Origin of the sequence: Pseudomonas sp. NFACC45, from assembly GCF_900113505.1 — a bacterium.
Classification (GTDB): Bacteria; Pseudomonadota; Gammaproteobacteria; order Pseudomonadales; family Pseudomonadaceae; genus Aquipseudomonas; species Aquipseudomonas tehranensis.
This window is the reverse complement of record NZ_FOPO01000001.1, coordinates 290,412-307,269: the sequence shown is the minus strand read 5'-3', so window position 1 is coordinate 307,269 and position 16,858 is coordinate 290,412. Positions and strand designations below refer to the sequence as shown.

Sequence of the window (16,858 nt, the reverse complement as noted above, 5' to 3'; positions counted from 1 at the left end):
TTAACAATGGCTGAACGTCTGAGTAACGACTTCCAGTTCATCGATGTCGGGCGCAAGGATCCGAAGAAGAAACTGTTGCGTCAACGCAAGAAAGAGTTCGTGGAAATCTACGAGCCTTTCAAACCCCAGCAGTCGGCCGATCAGGCCCACCGCTGCCTGGGTTGCGGTAACCCATACTGCGAATGGAAGTGCCCGGTGCACAACTTCATTCCCAACTGGCTGAAGCTGGTGGCCGAGGGCAACATCCTCCAGGCCGCCGAGTTGTCCCACCAGACCAACACCCTGCCGGAAGTCTGCGGCCGGGTGTGCCCACAGGATCGCCTGTGTGAAGGTGCATGCACCCTCAACGACGGTTTTGGTGCGGTGACCATCGGTTCGGTGGAGAAATACATCACCGACACCGCGTTCGCCATGGGCTGGCGCCCGGACATGTCCAAGGTCAAGCCGACCGGCAAGCGTGTCGCCATCATCGGCGCCGGCCCGGCGGGCCTGGGCTGCGCCGATGTGCTGGTGCGTGGCGGTGTAACCCCGGTGGTGTTCGACAAGAACCCGGAAATCGGTGGCCTGCTGACCTTCGGTATCCCCGAGTTCAAGCTGGAAAAGAGCGTGCTGAGCAATCGTCGCGAAGTCTTCACCGGCATGGGCATCGAGTTTCGCCTGAACACCGAAGTGGGCAAGGACGTGACCATGGAGCAACTGCTCGAAGAGTACGATGCCGTATTCATGGGCATGGGCACCTACACCTACATGAAGGGCGGCTTTGCCGGCGAGGACCTGCCGGGCGTCTACGACGCGCTGGACTTCCTGATCGCCAACGTCAACCGAAACCTGGGCTTTGAAAAGTCGCCGGAAGATTTCGTCGACATGAAAGGCAAGAAGGTCGTGGTGCTCGGCGGCGGTGACACGGCGATGGACTGCAACCGCACTTCGATTCGCCAGGGCGCCAAGTCGGTGACCTGCGCCTACCGTCGTGACGAAGCGAACATGCCCGGCTCGCGCAAAGAAGTGAAGAACGCCAAGGAAGAGGGCGTGAAGTTCCTCTACAACCGCCAGCCGATCGCCATTGTCGGTGAAGACAAGGTCGAGGGCGTGAAGGTGGTCGAGACCCGTCTCGGCGAACCGGACGCCCGCGGTCGTCGCAGCCCCGAGCCGATCCCGGGTTCCGAAGAGATCATCCCGGCCGATGCCGTGGTCATCGCCTTCGGCTTCCGCCCAAGCCCGGCGCCGTGGTTCGAGCAGTTCAGCATCCAGACCGACAGCCAGGGCCGCGTCGTGGCCCCGGAACAGGGCCAGTACAAGCACCAGACCAGCAACCCGAAGATCTTCGCCGGCGGCGACATGGTCCGAGGTTCCGATCTGGTGGTGACGGCGATCTTCGAAGGCCGCAATGCGGCTGAGGGGATTCTGGATTACCTGCAAGTCTGACTCGGTCCCGAGCTGAAATGCGGTAAAAATGTGGGAGCGGGCTTTGTGGGAGCAAAGCTTGCTCGCGATTCAGGCGCCTCGGTACCTAAGAGACCGCAGTGTTTTCATCGCGGGCAAGCCTTGCTCCCACAAAATGGCTCCCACAGTTGTTTTGTAGTGTCGGGGAGGCTGTGCTGCACCGCGACAAATTGCCCCGATAGATAAAAGGCACGGCTCTTGCCGTGCCTTTTGCGTCGCGCTCTGAGAAAATGCCCGCACTTTTTTTCCGGATGCCGACATGACTGCCCTGAAGAACGACCGTTTCCTCCGCGCCCTGCTCAAGCAACCCGTAGACGTCACCCCCGTGTGGATGATGCGTCAGGCCGGTCGCTACCTGCCGGAATACCGCGCCAGTCGAGCCAAGGCCGGCGACTTCATGAGCCTGTGCATGAATCCCCAGTTTGCCTGCGAAGTCACGATGCAGCCGCTGGATCGTTACCCGCAGCTGGACGCGGCGATTCTGTTTTCCGACATTCTCACCATTCCCGACGCCATGGGCCAGGGTCTGTACTTCGAGACAGGCGAAGGCCCGCGCTTCAAGAAAGTCGTCAGCACCCTGGCCGACATCGAAGCCCTGCCGATTCCCGATCCGCAGAAGGATCTGGGTTATGTCATGGACGCGGTCAGCACCATCCGTCGAGAACTCAACGGTCGCGTGCCGCTGATCGGCTTCTCCGGCAGCCCCTGGACCCTGGCCACCTACATGGTCGAAGGCGGCTCGTCGAAAGACTTCCGCAAGACCAAGGCGATGCTCTACGACAACCCGCAAGCCATGCACCTGTTGCTGGACAAGCTGGCCCAGTCGGTGACGTCCTATCTCAACGGGCAGATCCTGGCCGGCGCGCAAGCTGTACAGATCTTCGACACCTGGGGCGGCAACCTCTCGGCGGCGGCGTACCAGGAGTTCTCCCTGGCCTACATGCGCAAGATTGTCAGCGGCCTGATCCGCGAACATGAAGGTCGCAAAGTCCCGGTGATCCTGTTCACCAAGAACGGCGGCCTGTGGCTGGAAAGTATCGCCGATGCCGGTGCCGACGCTTTGGGCCTGGACTGGACCTGCGACATTGGCAACGCCCGCGAGCGTGTTGGCAGCAAAGTCGCGCTGCAAGGCAACATGGACCCGACCGTGCTTTACGCCAAGCCCGAGGCCATCCGCACCGAAGTCGGGCGCATCCTCGCCAGCTATGGCAAGGGCAGCGGTCATGTGTTCAACCTCGGCCATGGCATTACGCCGGAAGTCGATCCGGAACACGCCGGTGCTTTCCTGCGCGCGGTGCATGAGTTGTCGGCGCAATACCACGACTGATCGTAGCTCGCTCATCCAGCCTGTCGGGATTCGTTCCAGACAGGCTTTTTTTTGCCTGCTAATTATTCAATGAAACAAGTTGGCTATCTTTATCGGTTTGCCTGTTTTCTTTTGTTTAATAACTAACTTTGCCTGTAAGAAGTTTTTCTTCTGAGCTCGGAAAAATAGATTCAGGGATTGTTCCTTCTATTTTGAGAGATTTTCCCTACATAGCGATTGCCCAAGTTTCCATTAATGTTTCGGCGCTTGCCAGGTACAGCGCTGTGCGATCCAGTGCGCCTTCCAAGATGAAGTTTGTTAAATCTCCCAATCTCGATGAGTAGTCTGGAATTTATATGAAAACCAACTTCCACCAGCACAAGGTGCTGACGGGTTTTGCTTGCTCGTTAGTTATGCTGTCCACCGTGGGGACATCCCAGGGTGCATTTGCCCATGGTTATCTTGAAGTACCGCCCTCACGTGCCTTGTTGTGCCAGCGAGGTGAAAACAAGAACTGTGGCGGCGCGCAATACGAGCCCCAGAGCACGGGCGAAACCTTCCAGGGGTTCCCCAATGGCGCAGGCGGTGCGCCCCTCCAGGGCCCCGTCGATGGCAAGATCGCCAGCGGTGGTAACCCCTTGTTTTCCGCCCTCGATGCCCAGTCGGCTACGCGCTGGAACCTGACTGAACTCAGGGAACGCAACATCGCTTTTCAATGGCAATACACCGCTGCGCATCCGGCGACCAGGCATGAGTACTTCATTACCCGCGATGATTGGAAGCCCAACGAACCGCTCAAGCGCGCGTCGTTCGATAGCACGCCATTCTGTACGGTAGAGGGCGCCCATCAGCTTCCGGAGGCAGGCGCCAAGCACCATTGCGTGATTCCCGACAGCAAGTCGGGCCATCACGTCATCCTGGCGGTGTGGACGGTTGGCGACACCGATAACGCGTTCTATGACCCGGCGGATGTGAACATCCTCGCCGAAGCGGCCTTGCCGGGTGGCTGGTTACCAGTGGGCAGCATTGCCCCCGCCGCGCCGTTGCTGGTGGGCGACAAGGTCAAGGCCCGAGCCTTTTCAGCCGCTGGTGAGAATGCTGAGTACAGCGTGGAGATCAGCATCGATCACGCTGAAGAAGGTCGACCGGAAAACTGGTCGTTCAAGCTGGCCGATGCCATCAACCGGGCCCATACCCTGGTTCGTGCCGGTATCCGCGATGAGCAGGGCGACATCACCCCGATCAAAGGCATCAACAAATTGTATGCCCAGCAAGAGACCGGCGTGAGCCGGTATGAAGTGCAGTTGCAAATGCAGGAAGACCCTGACGCCAGCATGACCATCTCCTCTTTGCAGCCGGAGTATGTGCTCGACAAGGGCCGGGTCGACATGACGTTCACGGTGTCGACCAACCGCAGGATGAACCTTGAAGCCACCCTGTTCGATGAAAAGAACAAGCCGGTCGGCGTCGTAACCCAGGCAGTGGGCGAAGGCAGCAGTGGCCTGAGCATGGCGGTCCGTAGCGCGCCGGGTGCCCATACCCTGACGCTGGTGGGCACCACCGCGGACGGCAGGACCACACGCCAGGAAACCCGGCAGGTCCCCCTGACCGGTGAAGGCGCGGGGATCGAGTACGACTTCGTATTTCCCGAAGGCATCAGTGACTACGCCGCCGGTACGAAGGTATTGCAGCCCAAGACGGATGAAGTCTTCCAGTGCAAACCATTCCCCGCGTCTGGCTATTGCAAGCAATACAGCCCTTCGGCGAACGGTTACGAGCCTGGCATCGGTGCCCATTGGCACATGGCCTGGGAAAAGCTCTAAGACATGAGGCTCAGGGCTTCAGGCCATCCTGGGGCCCTGCAAGGGTGAGCAGGCAAATGAAGGCTTTTTTCCGGGCCGGCGGTGGCCTGCCGAAGGCGGTACTGGTGTCGGTGACTTTGCTCTACGGGATTTTCCTGGCGGGGCAGGAGTGGCGTTTTCGGCAGGAGCTCAGGCGCGAAGTGCCAATGAGTGCGGCGCCGGTCGTGGTTCAGGGCGGCGCTGTGCTCAACGTCCAGGCGGTGGCCAGTGTGCTCGGCCTGGCCGCTCGAGAGGCCACGGCCCTCAGCGCCGAACCGATCACCCTGCAGGCCAGCTTCGTCAACGGCGCAGGATTGTCACGGGCATTGCTGGCCGATGCCACAGGGTCGCGCATTTATCAGGTCGGTGAGCGCCTGCCCGGCGGCAGCGTGTTGCGCCGGGTCGATGCGACTCATGTGGTGTTGTGGCGCAACGGACGGGAGGAGCGGGTGGCCTTGCAGCGCACGGGCGAGTCGTTCCTGCGTCGACTGTCTCCTGGAACCGGGGGGCAGCCTCCGTCTGGTTCCTCGCAATACCTACACCCGGTCGCCGGGTTATCAGAGTGATTAGAATCGATGAATAGTTTGATCCGGGGCCGTGCGTTGCGCGCCCTGTTGTGTCTCGGCCTGTTTGCCGCGCGGGTGCCGTCGTGGGCGCAGGAGGCTCAATGGCAGTTGGCGATGAACAATGCGGAACTGCGCGATGTCGTCGAGGAGATGTCGGCGATTCTCGGCCAGACCGTGGTACTCGACCCGCGTGTCTCGGGACGCATCACGGTCATGTCCCGCCAGGCGCTGGATCGCGAGGGCGTGCGGCGGCTGTTCTATTCGGTGCTCGATGCGCACAACTTCACCGTGATCGACGAAGGCGAACGGATCCTGATCACGCCGGTCGCCGATGCGAGGACGCGTGCCGGTCTCGACGACGCCAAGGACACCACGCCGTCCCAGTACGTCACCCGGGTTCTCGAGTTGCAATCGAGTATCGCCGCCGATATCGCCGGGTTGGTTCGGCCCCTGGTGTCGAGCAATGGTTACATCGGCCCTTCGGTCTCTTCCAACGCCTTGGTGGTGACCGACACGGCCGCCAATGTGCGACGTATCGCCCAAGTGGTGCGTCAGTTGGACTCGGGACGCAACCGCAGTCATGTCGTGCTGCGCTTGCGTCATGCCCAGGCCGGGGATATCGCGCCGGTCCTGGAAGCATCCGGCGGCAAGCGCGAGGGGGATGCGGCGGGTTCCGTGATTGCCGATCCCCGCAGTAACCACCTGGTGATCATCGGTGCGCCGGTGGTGCGCCAGCGCCTGCTCGATCTGGCCCGGGCGCTGGATGTTCCGGCGGCTGCCTTCCAGGATAACGCGCGGGTCATTCGCCTTCACCACAGCGATGCCAGGCAGCTGGCCGAGGTGCTGGAAGCCGTCGGGCAAGAGAAAAGAACCACCGCGTCCCTGGGCGGCCAACGGGATACCGGTGTCGCCAACCCGTTCATGATCAAGGCTGACGAAAGCCAGAACGCCTTGGTGCTGATCGCCGAGCCCGCCCAGGTGCGTACCGTCGAGAGCATCGTTCGCGAACTCGATCAGCCTCGTGCCCAGGTACTGATCCACGCGGCCATCGTCGAGATTTCCGGGGATACCGCCGAAGCGCTGGGGGTGCAGTGGAATCTTAATACCGGCAACGCCTCAGGGTTCATCAATTTTCCGGGAACCAACATTCCGATCATGGGTGGGCTGGACGCCAATGCCCTGAAAAACGAAGCGCAAGGCGCGGTCCTGCGACTCGGAGGCGACCGCTTCAGTGCGTTGGTCTCGGCATTGGCGAGCAATACCCGCAGCAATCTGCTGTCCACGCCCAGCCTGTTGACGCTGGATAACCAGGAAGCGGAAATCATCGTGGGCCAGAACGTCCCGTTCAAGACGGGCTCCTACGCCACCAACAGCAGTGGCGCGGACAACCCGTTCACCACCGTGGAGCGCAAGGACGTCGGCATCAGCCTCAGGATCAAGCCCTACATCAATGAAGGTTCCACCCTGCGCCTCGATGTCCAGCAGGAAGTCTCGGACATTGCGCCGGCTGTCTCCGGCGTGGATTCCTCGGACCTGATTACCAACAAGCGTGCCCTCAAGAGCACGATCCTGGCGGACGATGGTGAGATCATCGTGATCGGTGGCCTGATTCGCGACAGTGTCCGTACCCAGGAAAGCGGCGTGCCGCTGTTGCGCAGCATTCCCTACCTGGGCGCGCTGTTTCGCTGGACCCGTGATACCCAGACCAAAAGCAACCTGATGGTATTCCTGCGCCCGACCATCGTGCGCAGCAAGGAAGGCCTGGCCGATGTGAGCCGTCAGCGCTACGACGCGCTTCGAGAGCTGAGCAAACCCGGTTCACGGAAAAATAATTCGCTGTTGCTGCCTCGGGACGCCCGCGAGTTGTTCGAACCGTCCGCCGACGCGCCGCTGGCAGAGCCGCGTCAACAGAATCCGGGGGCCCTGTGAGTGATCCACAGGCCCCGTTGCCCTTTGGTTTCGCCCGACGCCTGGGCGTGCTGCTGGAAGGCGAGGGCCCGACCTTGCGTCTGGTGATGCGCCGCGACACGCCGTTGACCGCGCTGGCCGAGGTTTGGCGCTGGTGTGGTCGGGAGTTGCCCATCCAGGTGCTGGAGCCGGCGCAGTTCGCTACGCGCCTGGCTTGCGTTTATCGCCAGGGCCAGAGCGCCGCCGAGCAGGTTGCCCAAGGACTGGACGAGGAGCTGGACCTGCTCAGCCTGGCCGATCAAGTGCCGCAGACCACCGACTTGCTGGAACAGCAGGGCGATGCGCCGATCATCCGGTTGATCAATGCCCTGCTCAGCGAAGCGGTTCGCGAACACGCCTCGGATGTGCATCTGGAAACGTTCGAGCAATACCTGTCGGTGCGCATGCGCATCGACGGCCAGTTGCAGGAAATGCTACGCCCGCGCCGGGAGCTGGCGAGCCTTTTGGTGTCGCGGATCAAGGTCATGGCGCGCCTGGACATCGCCGAAAAACGTGTGCCCCAGGACGGGCGCATGGCGTTGCGGCTGGCCGGGCATGAGGTCGATGTGCGGGTCTCGACCCTGCCTTCAGCCCATGGCGAGAGAGTGGTGTTGCGCCTGCTCGACAAGCAGGCCGGGCGCTTGGATCTGATCCGCCTGGGCCTACCTGATGACACGCTGGCAAACCTGCGTCAGTTGCTCGGCAAACCCCATGGCATCGTGCTGGTGACCGGCCCCACGGGCTCGGGGAAAACCACCAGCCTGTACGCGGCGCTGAGCAGCATCAACGATCAGAGCCGAAACATCCTCACCGTCGAAGACCCGATCGAGTATCACCTGCCGGGTATCGGCCAGATGCCGGTCAATCCGAAAGTCGACATGACCTTTGCCCGTGGCTTGCGAGCGATTTTGCGTCAGGACCCGGATGTGGTGATGGTGGGCGAGATCCGCGATCGCGAGACCGCCGAAATCGCGGTGCAGGCGTCCCTGACCGGTCATCTGGTGCTCTCGACCCTGCACACCAACACTGCCGTAGGCGCGGTAACGCGACTGAGGGACATGGGCCTGGACGCCTATCTGCTGGCCTCGTCCCTGGCGGGCATTGTGGCCCAGCGCTTGTTGCGCACCTTGTGTCCATCCTGCAAGACGCCCTATGTGGCCGACGCTGCAACGTGTCGTCGCCTTGGGCTCGACGCCGACGCCGCGCCACGGTTGTTCAAGGCCCAGGGCTGCGAGCAATGCCAGAAAGGTTTTCGCGGGCGTATTGGCATCTATGAACTGGTGAGTGTCAGCACCACGTTGTCGCAACTGATTCATCAGGGCGCCCCTGAGCAGGCGCTGACCCTTGAGGCGCGCAAAACCTCCCGCAGCCTGTTTCAGGACGGGTGCCGGCGGGTTCTGGAAGGCCTGACCAGTGTCGATGAACTGCTGCGCATCACCCAGGAGGATTAGCCCCATGCCGACCTTCGACTATCGAGCAGAGGATGCCCGGGGCCGACGCTGCAAAGGCCGCGTGGAAGCCGACAACCCTCGTCATGCCCGTCAGTTGCTGCGCGAGCGCGGCTTGCTGCCCAGCGAACTGCACGAAGTGAAGACGCAACGAACCCTGGGCACCCGGCCCGCTGGGGGGCGCTTGAGCCCGGCGGATCTGGCGTTGCTGACGTTGCAGCTGTCCACCTTGATTCAGGCCGGCCTGCCCCTCGAAGAGGCCCTCGGCGCCGTCGCCCAACAAAGCCAGAAGCGGCGGGTTGCCAGCCTGCTGTCGGCGGTACGCGGTCGTGTGATGGAAGGTCACGCCCTGGCCACGGCGCTGGCGGCGTTTCCCCAGGCGTTTCCCGAGTTGTTCTGCGCCACGGTTGCCGCCGGCGAACAGTCCGGCCACTTGGGTCTGGTGCTGGAGCAGTTGGCGGCCTACACCCAGGCACGCCAGGCATCGCGCCAGCGGATTCAACTGGCTTTGGTGTATCCGCTGATTCTGATGCTGGCCTGCGTCGCGATTGTCGCCTTCCTGTTGGGTTACGTGGTTCCGGATGTGGTGAAGATATTCGTCGACAGCGGCCAATCGTTGCCCTGGCTGACCGAGGCGCTGATCGTCCTGAGTGACGGATTGCGACGCTATGGCTTGTCGCTGCTCGGGTTGCTGGTCGGGTTGCTCGGGTTGTGGCGCTGGAGCCTGCGCCAACCTGCGTGGCGCCTGCGCTGGCATCGTCTGTTGCTCAAGCTGCCTGTGTTGGGTGAGGTGCTGCGGGCGATGGAAGCGGCCCGATTCGCCAGCACCCTGGCGATCCTGAGCAAAAGTGCCGTGCCGCTGGTGGATGCCCTGCGCATCGCCGCGCAGGTGATCGGCAACCTGACCATCCGCGCCCGCATGGCTGACGTCGCCCGTTCGGTCCGCGAGGGCGGGACGCTGACCCGTGGCCTGGAGCTTGGTGGGGATATTCCGCCACTGATGCTGCACATGATCGCCAGTGGCGAACGGGCCGGCGAGCTCGACAGCATGTTGGCCCGGGCCGCCGAACAACAGGAGGCCAGCCTCGCGGCGCGTATCGCGCTGGTGGTGAGCCTTTTCGAACCGGCCATGCTGGTGCTGATGGGCGGCGTCGTGCTGCTGATCGTCATGGCCATTCTGCTACCGATCCTGAGCCTCAACCAATTGGTGAATTGACCCATGAAACTTCAGCACAACCGACCTGCACGCCTTCAGCGCGGCTTTACCCTGATCGAAATCATGGTGGTGGTGGTCATCATCGGCGTCTTGGGCGCCATTGTGGTGCCACAGTTCATGAGCCGGCCCGACCAAGCCAAGGCCACGGCCGCGCGAACCGATATCCAGGCGATTGCCACGGCCCTGGAGATGTACCGCCTGGACAACTATCACTATCCATCGACCCAACAGGGCCTGGAGGCGTTGAGCAAGCGTCCCTCCGGCACACCCGCGGCCAGTAACTGGAACCCCCAGGGTTATCTGAAAAACCTGCCGGTCGATCCCTGGGGCACGCCCTATCAATACCTCAACCCGGGCCTCAAAGCGACCGATGGCAGCTATGACCTGTACTCCCTGGGCGCCGATGGCTTGTCGGGAGGGGAGGGGATGGCGGCCGACATAGGCAATTGGGCGCCATGAAAATGGGACGAGATTGTCGCGGATTCACCTTGCTGGAGCTGATGATTGTCATCGTCCTGATCGGAATGCTGGCGGGCATGGTCAGCCTGGCCAGCGGTCCGAGCCCGGCGCGCCAGGCCCGACAGCAGGCCGAAGATTTCATCCGCGTGGTGCAGCAACTGCGCGAACGGGCGGTGCTGGATGCCCGTGAATATGGCCTGCGCCTGCAGTCTCGCGCCTACCAGGCAGTACGGCTCGAAGACCGGGGCTGGACGGCGGTGATGTCTTTGCATCGGCTGCCGGAAAACCTGACGCTTGGGCTTGAGCAAGATGGCCAGATCCTGCCGCTCGACGATGTCCGGGACACACCGCAACTGCTGATGCTCAGCAGTGACGAAATCAGTCCGTTCAGGCTGTTCATCAAGGTTACCGGCCAGACCTTGTTGCAGGTGTCGAGCGATGGCGTGGCGGAGCCGTTCGTTCATGAATAGCACCGATTGCCGAGGGTTCACGCTGCTGGAAGTCATGATTGCGCTGGCGGTTTTCGCAACGATGGCGGCGGCGATGCTGTCGGCCAGCCAGTTTGTGCTCAAGCAAAGCGTCGTGCTTGAGGAACGTCTGTTCGGTGCCTGGCTGGCGGACAACCAACTGAGCGAGCTGCGCCTGCAAACGGCGACGCCAAAGGGGCAGCAGCGTTTGAGTCGAGACCTGGGCCAGCGCAACTGGATCCTGCAGCAACATATCGTCCCGGCCCGCGATCCGCGCCTGCTCAAGGTCGAGATCCAGGTCAGCCGTGCCGGCAGTTCGTCCGTTGCCCACCGCACCACCGGATGGATTGGCAACCGTCATGAATGAACAGTCGGGTTTCACGTTATTGGAGCTGGTTATCGCCATCGCGCTGTTTGCCTTGCTCGGCCTGGCGGGTTGGCGTCTGTTCGAGGGTGTCGTGCGTACACAGCAGGGAACCGGCCAGCATGAGCGCGACATCAGGAGCCTGCAGCGTGCCGTGGGGGTGATTGAGCGAGATGCCTGGCAGGCGGTCGCCGGCTCTGTCGAACTCGCGTCGGGGCGCCTGCAATTGCACCGTAGCCATTGGCGCAATCCACTGGACTTGCCGCGCAGTGAACGGCAAGTCGTGCAGTATCGACTCGAGGGGGCCGCGTTATGGCGCGACAGTCGCGGCGAAGGCCCGGCTGGCCTGCAGCAGCAGAAACTGTTGGATGACGTACGCAGCCTGAGCTGGCGACTGTTCGACCCGGAACAGGGCTGGTACACCGAAACGCGGAACGAGCAATCGCCTCTGGCGTTGGAACTGGTCGTTTCGACGGGGCGTTTCGAACAGATTCGTCGAGTGCTGCTATTGCCGGGCGCCTTGCCATGAGTCGACAACGCGGCGCGGCGCTGATCAGTGTGCTGCTGGTGCTCAGCCTGGCGTTGCTCCTCACCGCTGGCATGCTACGCAGTCATCGCCTGCTGTTGCAGGGCAGTGCGCAGCAGTTGCATCAGGTTCAGTTGCGTCAACTGGGGCTGGCCGGTGAAGCCTGGGCCCGCAGCGTCCTGCAAGACAGTGCCAACGCGCCATCTGGGCAGGTGGACTTGAGCCAGGAGTGGGCCCGGCAAAAGCCGGCGTTCGAAGAAGAGGCCGATATCCGCGTCGAGATCCAAGACCTCTCCGGGCGCCTGAACCTCAACGCATTGACCACCCAGGGACAGATCGATCAGCTCACGCTGGACCGCTGGCCGCGATTGCTGGCCTTACTGGATCTGCCCGAACTGTCCTTGCCCCAGGTCGGATTGATACAGGAGTTGAGTCAGTTGCGCCTGTTGCCGGGCATGGACGGCCAGACACTGCGGCGCCTGGAACCCTGGGTGGCGGTACTGCCCCGGGAAGCTCGGCTGAACGTCAATACCGCGCCGCGACTGTTGTTGATGACCCTGAACGGTATGGAACAGGCGTCGGCCGACGCGCTGATCAACCAGCGTCCTCACACGCCGTACCACAGTGTGCCGGCATTCACGAATGACCCTTTGCTGGCCGGCCTGGGCATCCGCGGCCATGGGCTGGGCGTGAGCAGCCGCTGGTTCCGGGTCAGGGTGGACGTGGCCTTCGCAGACCGTCACCTGCGGCTGGTCTCGGACATCGAGCGCCACCCTGATACCGGTCGTTGGACTGTGCTTCAGCGTCGTTTCCAATCCCTGCTTCCCAGCGAGTTCCATTGATGAAAACCTGGCTTTACCTCACCGTCGAAGGCATGGACGCCCTCAGTCCCGATTGGCCGTGCTGTGTCTGGTCGGTCGCGGCCGAGCGCCGCTGCCTGCCCCTGCACGAAGCTGCCCAGGCGTTGCGCGGGCGAGTCGTCGACGTGCTGCTGCCGATGGAGATGTGCAGTTGGTTCCAAAGCGATCCATGGCCTTCCCGACGCCAGCCAAAACCCCAGGCACTCGCGTTCGCCATCGAAGAACAACTGAGCGAGAACCTGGAAGCGTTGCACATCTGTGCCAGTGTTCGAGACCGTCGGCAGCGTTACGCGGTGATGGTGACTCAACGGGCCAGGTTTCAGGCGCTGCTGGCGTTGCTCGCGGCGCAGCAAGTGGATATGCGCGCCATGCATGTCGATGCCGATCTGTTGCCCAATGATGCGGCCTTTGGCGTGCGCTGGTTTGGTCGCTGGTTGCTGGGTGGCGCCCTCGCGGCACGCCTGTCGCTGTCGGCCCGGGCCCTTGCCACGCTCAAGCCTGACCTGCCCGAGGACATCCATTGGCTGGACGAGGAGCGGGACCGCCCGGGTATCGATGAGTGGTTGCTGGCCGCTGATGGGAATCCCATCGACTTGTTGCAGGGGGAGTTCCGTCAACGCCGACAGCGTCTGCCATGGCGGGGCATGGCGGCTGGTGCGTTGGGATTATGCTTGGTGACCTGGGGCGCCAGCGAAGCTCGCATCGGATTTCTTGAACACGAAGCCCGGATTTTTCAGGTCCAGAGCGAGCAGCGATTCCGGTTGCTGTATCCCGATCAAGAACGGATTGTCGACCTGGCGGCGCAGCTCCAGGCGTTGCAGAGTCGTCGCGAGCAAAGACGGGAGACCCGGGTCGCGCGTCTGGTCCAACTGACGGAACAGGTCATCGGCGCCAGCGACGTCGAAGTACTGCGCATCGATTTTCGGATCGATGATGGCTGGAAAATCCGACTGTCCGCTAACAGCTTCGTCGAGCTGGAGCAACTGCGCGAACGTGGGCTTAAAAGCGGACTGCCCCTCACCCTGGTCAACGCCAGCAAGCAGAGCGATCGGGTTCAGGCCACCCTCGCACTGGAGAGCAATTGATGGGTTTCAAGGAATGGCAGCGCTGCAAACAGGTCTGGGAAAGTATGTCGCACCGTGAGCAACGGTTGCTGTCGGGGCTTGTCGGACTTGTGTTGGTAATCGTGAGTTACACCTCGATCTGGCAGCCCACCCGACATCGGCTCGACCTGGCCGAGCGTCAGTATTGGCAGCAGGCCGAACTCGCTGCCCGGATCCAGCGCCTGGAGCCCACCGGCGCTACGACCGCCACGAGCTCTTTGTCCGTCAGGATCAACGACAGTGCGACGGCAGCGGGGCTGGAGCTGGCGGAGCTGGAGATCGACGGTGATTCGTTGCAGCTTGCCGTCAGTGGCGATGCCAATCGACTGCTCGACTGGCTGGACCGGCACGAGCGGAACGGCGCCACCTTGCAGGTGCTGAGCCTGGAAGTGCGCAACGGTGTCCTGGACGCCCGGATGGTGTTGGGGCAATGACTTGAACGGCGGGCCAGCGCCTGAACAGTGTCCGCTCAAACCTGAGCGTTGCCCGGCAACAACGGCAACTTCGCCAGTTTCACCGCCACCAGCAACGCCAGCACCAGCAAGCCGCCAATGAACAGGCCGACACCGTTCCATCCGCCCAGATGCCAGGCTACCCCGCCAGCCGTACCTGCGACGCTGGAGCCGGCGTAGTAGCTGAACAGGTACAACGACGAGGCCTGTCCCTTGGCCTTGATTGCGCGGCGACCGATCCAGCTGCTGGCGACCGAGTGCGCGCCGAAGAAGCCGAAGGTGAACACCAGCATGCCCAGGATCACCAACCACAGCGGCGTGGCCATGGTCAGTGCAAGACCGGCCAGCATCAGCGCGATAGTCGCCCAGAGCATTTTGCGACGGCCGTGTTTGTCGGCCAGTGCGCCGACTTTCGCCGAGCTGTAGATACCCGACAGGTAGACCACCGAGAGCAACCCGACGAAGGCCTGGTCCAAGTGATAAGGCCCGGCCAGCAGGCGATAGCCGATGTAGTTGAACAGCGTCACGAAGGCGCCCATCAATACGAAGGCTTCGAGAAACAACAGCGGCAACCCGGCGTCGCGAAAGTGCATGGTGAAACCGTCCAGCAAGCTGCGCGGATGCAGCGAGCGAGGGCGAAAATTGCGCGACTCGGGAAGCATCCTCCAGAACACCGCCGCCGCAATCACGGCCAGGCCACCGACCACCAGCATCGCGACATGCCAGCTGACGAAGTCAATCAGTACCCCGGCGATCAAACGGCCGCTCATGCCTCCGATAGCATTGCCGGCGATATACAGGCCCATCGCCAGGCCAATGTGCTTGGGATGGATTTCTTCGCCCAGATAAGTCATCGCCACCGCCGCCACGCCGCTGAGCGACAGCCCCACCAGAGCGCGTAGCACCAGCACACCCTGCCAGGTCGGCATCATCGCGCTGGCGATGGTGCACAACGCTGCGGCAAACAGTGCCGCAACCATCACTGACTTGCGGCCGATGCGATCGGAAATCGGGCCGGTGATCAGCAGCCCGACTGCGAGCAGGCCGGTCGCCACCGACAGGATCAGACTGCTCTGGGCGGCATTGATGGAAAACTCTTCGGAGAGCAGCGGCATCATCGGTTGCACGCAATACAACAGGGCGAAGGTCGCAAAACCGCCACAAAACAACGCCAGCACCGTACGCATGAACAACGGCGTGCCTTTTTCGATGTAGATGTCTTTGCGTCCGGGGATGCCATCATCGGCAAGCGGTGGAATTTCATGGGCCAGTGGGGCGACAGCAGTTTTCACGATGGACCTCGCAGGAGCACGGCCAGGCAGGCAATGGAAAAAGCATATAGGCGGTTAATGTTTGTATCCAATATATTGTTCGACCTGTTTAAGAGTTTTTACGACCTACTGGATGGCCCATGGAACTACGTCACCTGCGTTACTTCATTGCCGTTGCCGAAGAACTGCATTTCGGGCGCGCCGCGCTGGCGCTGGGCATCTCCCAGCCGCCCCTTAGTCAGCAGATCCAGGCGCTGGAGCAAGAGATTGGTGCGCGGCTGTTCAATCGCACCAATCGTCGCGTCGAACTGAGTGAAGCCGGACGTTTGTTTCTCGAAGAGGCTCGACAGGTGCTGGCCCAGGTCGACAAGGCCGCCGATGTCGCTCGCCGCGCACAGTTGGGCGAACTGGGCGAGCTGAAAATCGGCTTCACGTCATCGGCGCCTTTCAACTCCACCATCCCCCAGGCGATTTTCACGTTTCGCCAGCGCTTTCCCGCCGTCCACCTGAACCTGCGGGAAATGAGCAGCACCCAAGTGGCTGACGCCCTGGTGGACGAGGCAATCGAGGTGGGCATCATGCGCCCCTTGCCGCTGCCCGACTCTTTGCAGGAGATCGAATTGAGCCGCGAGCCGCTGGTAGCCGTGCTCAGTTCCAAGCATCCACTGGCTCAGGGCAGCGAAGACGGTCTGTTTCTCTCAGCGTTGGCCCACGAGCCATTCGTGTTCTTCCCCCGCAGCTACGGCAGTGGCCTGTACGCGCAACTCCTGACGCTGGCCCGCGACGCCGGCTTCAGCCCGCACTTCGCCCAGGAAGCCGGGGAGGCCATGACCATCATCGGCCTGGTGGCGGCCGGGGTCGGGGTGTCGGTCCTGCCGGCGTCCTACCAGCGCATGCGTATTGACGGCGTGGTCTATAGACCGCTGCTTGACCCGGCGGCGGTGTCGGCGGTGTGGCTGGTGCAGCGCAAGGATCAGCGTTCGCCGATGGCGAGGGCGTTTGTGGCGTTGTTGACTGATAGGGGTCAATCTCTCGCGCCGGAAGAAGCCTGAATATTTGAATGAATCGGCCGATAACCCGTTGTTCGACCAACAAACCATGGAGAAACAGGATGTTCAAGCAGTTGACCTTCACCGCTTTGCTGGCAGTTGCCGCGCTGACCACAGGCTGCGCTTCGGTAAAAATGGCGGATGACACTCAGGATGCTCAGGCAAAAACATTCCAGACTGCTCCCGACAAAGCCAACATTTACCTTTATCGCAACGAGAGCATGGGCGCCGGAGTAAAAATGCCGGTAACGCTCAACGGTAAACCTGTAGGCCAGACCGTCGCTAAGTCGTACTTGATGCTGTCAGTACCGGCTGGCCAGCAGACCTTGGTGTCATCAGCGGAAAACGACTCAGAGCTCAAGCTCAGCACAGAAGCCGGGAAAAACTATTTCGTCTGGCAGGAAGTGAAGGTGGGTTTCATCAAGGCACGTAACAACCTGCAGGTAGTTGATGAAGAAACCGGTCGCGCCGGGGTGGCTGAAAGCAAATTGATTCAAGCCCAGTAACTCGACTGGCTGCACCGAGCTGTTGTTGAAGGGC

The 16,858-nt window shown here is 62.0% G+C and carries 17 protein-coding genes; 16 read left to right on the top strand and 1 reads right to left on the bottom strand.

Annotated elements, in window-relative coordinates; genetic code table 11:
* Window positions 1-6: 6 nt before the first annotated feature.
* The 14 genes from BM132_RS01335 (at window position 7) to gspM (ending at window position 13,980) form a co-directional block, all read left to right on the top strand.
* Window positions 7-1,425 carry an FAD-dependent oxidoreductase gene (locus tag BM132_RS01335; protein ID WP_092452578.1) on the top strand — a complete coding sequence of 473 codons (1,419 nt, stop codon included), beginning with the start codon at window positions 7-9 and terminating at the stop codon, window positions 1,423-1,425.
* A gap of 277 nt (window positions 1,426-1,702) precedes the next feature.
* Window positions 1,703-2,770: a uroporphyrinogen decarboxylase gene (hemE, locus tag BM132_RS01330; RefSeq protein WP_092395540.1), complete on the top strand. Its 1,068-nt coding sequence runs from the start codon at window positions 1,703-1,705 to the stop codon at window positions 2,768-2,770.
* Between the two features lie 335 nt (window positions 2,771-3,105).
* A complete protein-coding gene (gene gbpA / locus BM132_RS01325) occupies window positions 3,106-4,572 on the top strand; it encodes an N-acetylglucosamine-binding protein GbpA (protein WP_092452575.1) in 1,467 nt (488 codons plus the stop codon).
* A gap of 56 nt (window positions 4,573-4,628) precedes the next feature.
* The gene (locus tag BM132_RS01320) at window positions 4,629-5,156 is read left to right on the top strand and encodes a type II secretion system protein N (RefSeq protein ID WP_092452572.1); all 528 of its coding nucleotides are present in this window, start codon (window positions 4,629-4,631) and stop codon (window positions 5,154-5,156) included.
* A gap of 9 nt (window positions 5,157-5,165) precedes the next feature.
* Window positions 5,166-7,085: a type II secretion system secretin GspD gene (gspD, locus tag BM132_RS01315; RefSeq protein WP_092452569.1), complete on the top strand. Its 1,920-nt coding sequence runs from the start codon at window positions 5,166-5,168 to the stop codon at window positions 7,083-7,085.
* Window positions 7,082-8,554 carry a type II secretion system ATPase GspE gene (gene gspE / locus BM132_RS01310; protein WP_092452566.1) on the top strand — a complete coding sequence of 491 codons (1,473 nt, stop codon included), beginning with the start codon at window positions 7,082-7,084 and terminating at the stop codon, window positions 8,552-8,554. Before gspD ends, gspE begins: the two co-directional genes overlap by 4 nt.
* 4 nt (window positions 8,555-8,558) lie before the next feature.
* Window positions 8,559-9,767 (top strand): type II secretion system inner membrane protein GspF, encoded by a 1,209-nt coding sequence (gspF, locus tag BM132_RS01305; RefSeq protein WP_092452563.1) that lies wholly within the window; start codon window positions 8,559-8,561, stop codon window positions 9,765-9,767.
* Between the two features lie 3 nt (window positions 9,768-9,770).
* Window positions 9,771-10,226 (top strand): type II secretion system major pseudopilin GspG, encoded by a 456-nt coding sequence (gene gspG / locus BM132_RS01300; protein ID WP_092452560.1) that lies wholly within the window; start codon window positions 9,771-9,773, stop codon window positions 10,224-10,226.
* Window positions 10,223-10,696 (top strand): type II secretion system minor pseudopilin GspH, encoded by a 474-nt coding sequence (gene gspH / locus BM132_RS01295; protein WP_371264086.1) that lies wholly within the window; start codon window positions 10,223-10,225, stop codon window positions 10,694-10,696. The genes gspG and gspH overlap by 4 nt, the downstream gene beginning before the upstream one ends.
* The gene (gspI, locus tag BM132_RS01290; protein WP_092395556.1) at window positions 10,689-11,060 is read left to right on the top strand and encodes a type II secretion system minor pseudopilin GspI; all 372 of its coding nucleotides are present in this window, start codon (window positions 10,689-10,691) and stop codon (window positions 11,058-11,060) included. Before gspH ends, gspI begins: the two co-directional genes overlap by 8 nt.
* Window positions 11,053-11,586 (top strand): type II secretion system protein GspJ, encoded by a 534-nt coding sequence (locus BM132_RS01285; protein WP_092395558.1) that lies wholly within the window; start codon window positions 11,053-11,055, stop codon window positions 11,584-11,586. The genes gspI and BM132_RS01285 overlap by 8 nt, the downstream gene beginning before the upstream one ends.
* The gene (locus BM132_RS01280; protein ID WP_092452554.1) at window positions 11,583-12,425 is read left to right on the top strand and encodes a type II secretion system protein GspK; all 843 of its coding nucleotides are present in this window, start codon (window positions 11,583-11,585) and stop codon (window positions 12,423-12,425) included. Before BM132_RS01285 ends, BM132_RS01280 begins: the two co-directional genes overlap by 4 nt.
* Window positions 12,425-13,528: a type II secretion system protein GspL gene (gspL, locus tag BM132_RS01275; protein ID WP_092452551.1), complete on the top strand. Its 1,104-nt coding sequence runs from the start codon at window positions 12,425-12,427 to the stop codon at window positions 13,526-13,528. The genes BM132_RS01280 and gspL overlap by 1 nt, the downstream gene beginning before the upstream one ends.
* Window positions 13,528-13,980, top strand: a complete 453-nt coding sequence (gspM, locus tag BM132_RS01270; RefSeq protein ID WP_092452548.1) for a type II secretion system protein GspM — start codon at window positions 13,528-13,530, stop codon at window positions 13,978-13,980. Before gspL ends, gspM begins: the two co-directional genes overlap by 1 nt.
* A gap of 35 nt (window positions 13,981-14,015) precedes the next feature.
* On the opposite strand, the gene BM132_RS01265 is transcribed toward gspM, so the two are convergent.
* On the bottom strand, window positions 14,016-15,290 hold the full coding sequence (locus BM132_RS01265; protein WP_092452545.1) for an MFS transporter: 1,275 nt from the start codon (window positions 15,288-15,290) through the stop codon (window positions 14,016-14,018).
* Window positions 15,291-15,409: 119 nt separating this feature from the next.
* On the opposite strand from BM132_RS01265, the gene BM132_RS01260 reads away from it, so the two are divergent.
* Both BM132_RS01260 and BM132_RS01255 read left to right on the top strand, forming a co-directional pair.
* Window positions 15,410-16,321 carry a LysR family transcriptional regulator gene (locus tag BM132_RS01260; protein WP_092452542.1) on the top strand — a complete coding sequence of 304 codons (912 nt, stop codon included), beginning with the start codon at window positions 15,410-15,412 and terminating at the stop codon, window positions 16,319-16,321.
* Between the two features lie 59 nt (window positions 16,322-16,380).
* Window positions 16,381-16,824 carry a DUF2846 domain-containing protein gene (locus BM132_RS01255; RefSeq protein WP_092452539.1) on the top strand — a complete coding sequence of 148 codons (444 nt, stop codon included), beginning with the start codon at window positions 16,381-16,383 and terminating at the stop codon, window positions 16,822-16,824.
* The last annotated feature ends 34 nt before the right edge of the window (window positions 16,825-16,858 follow it).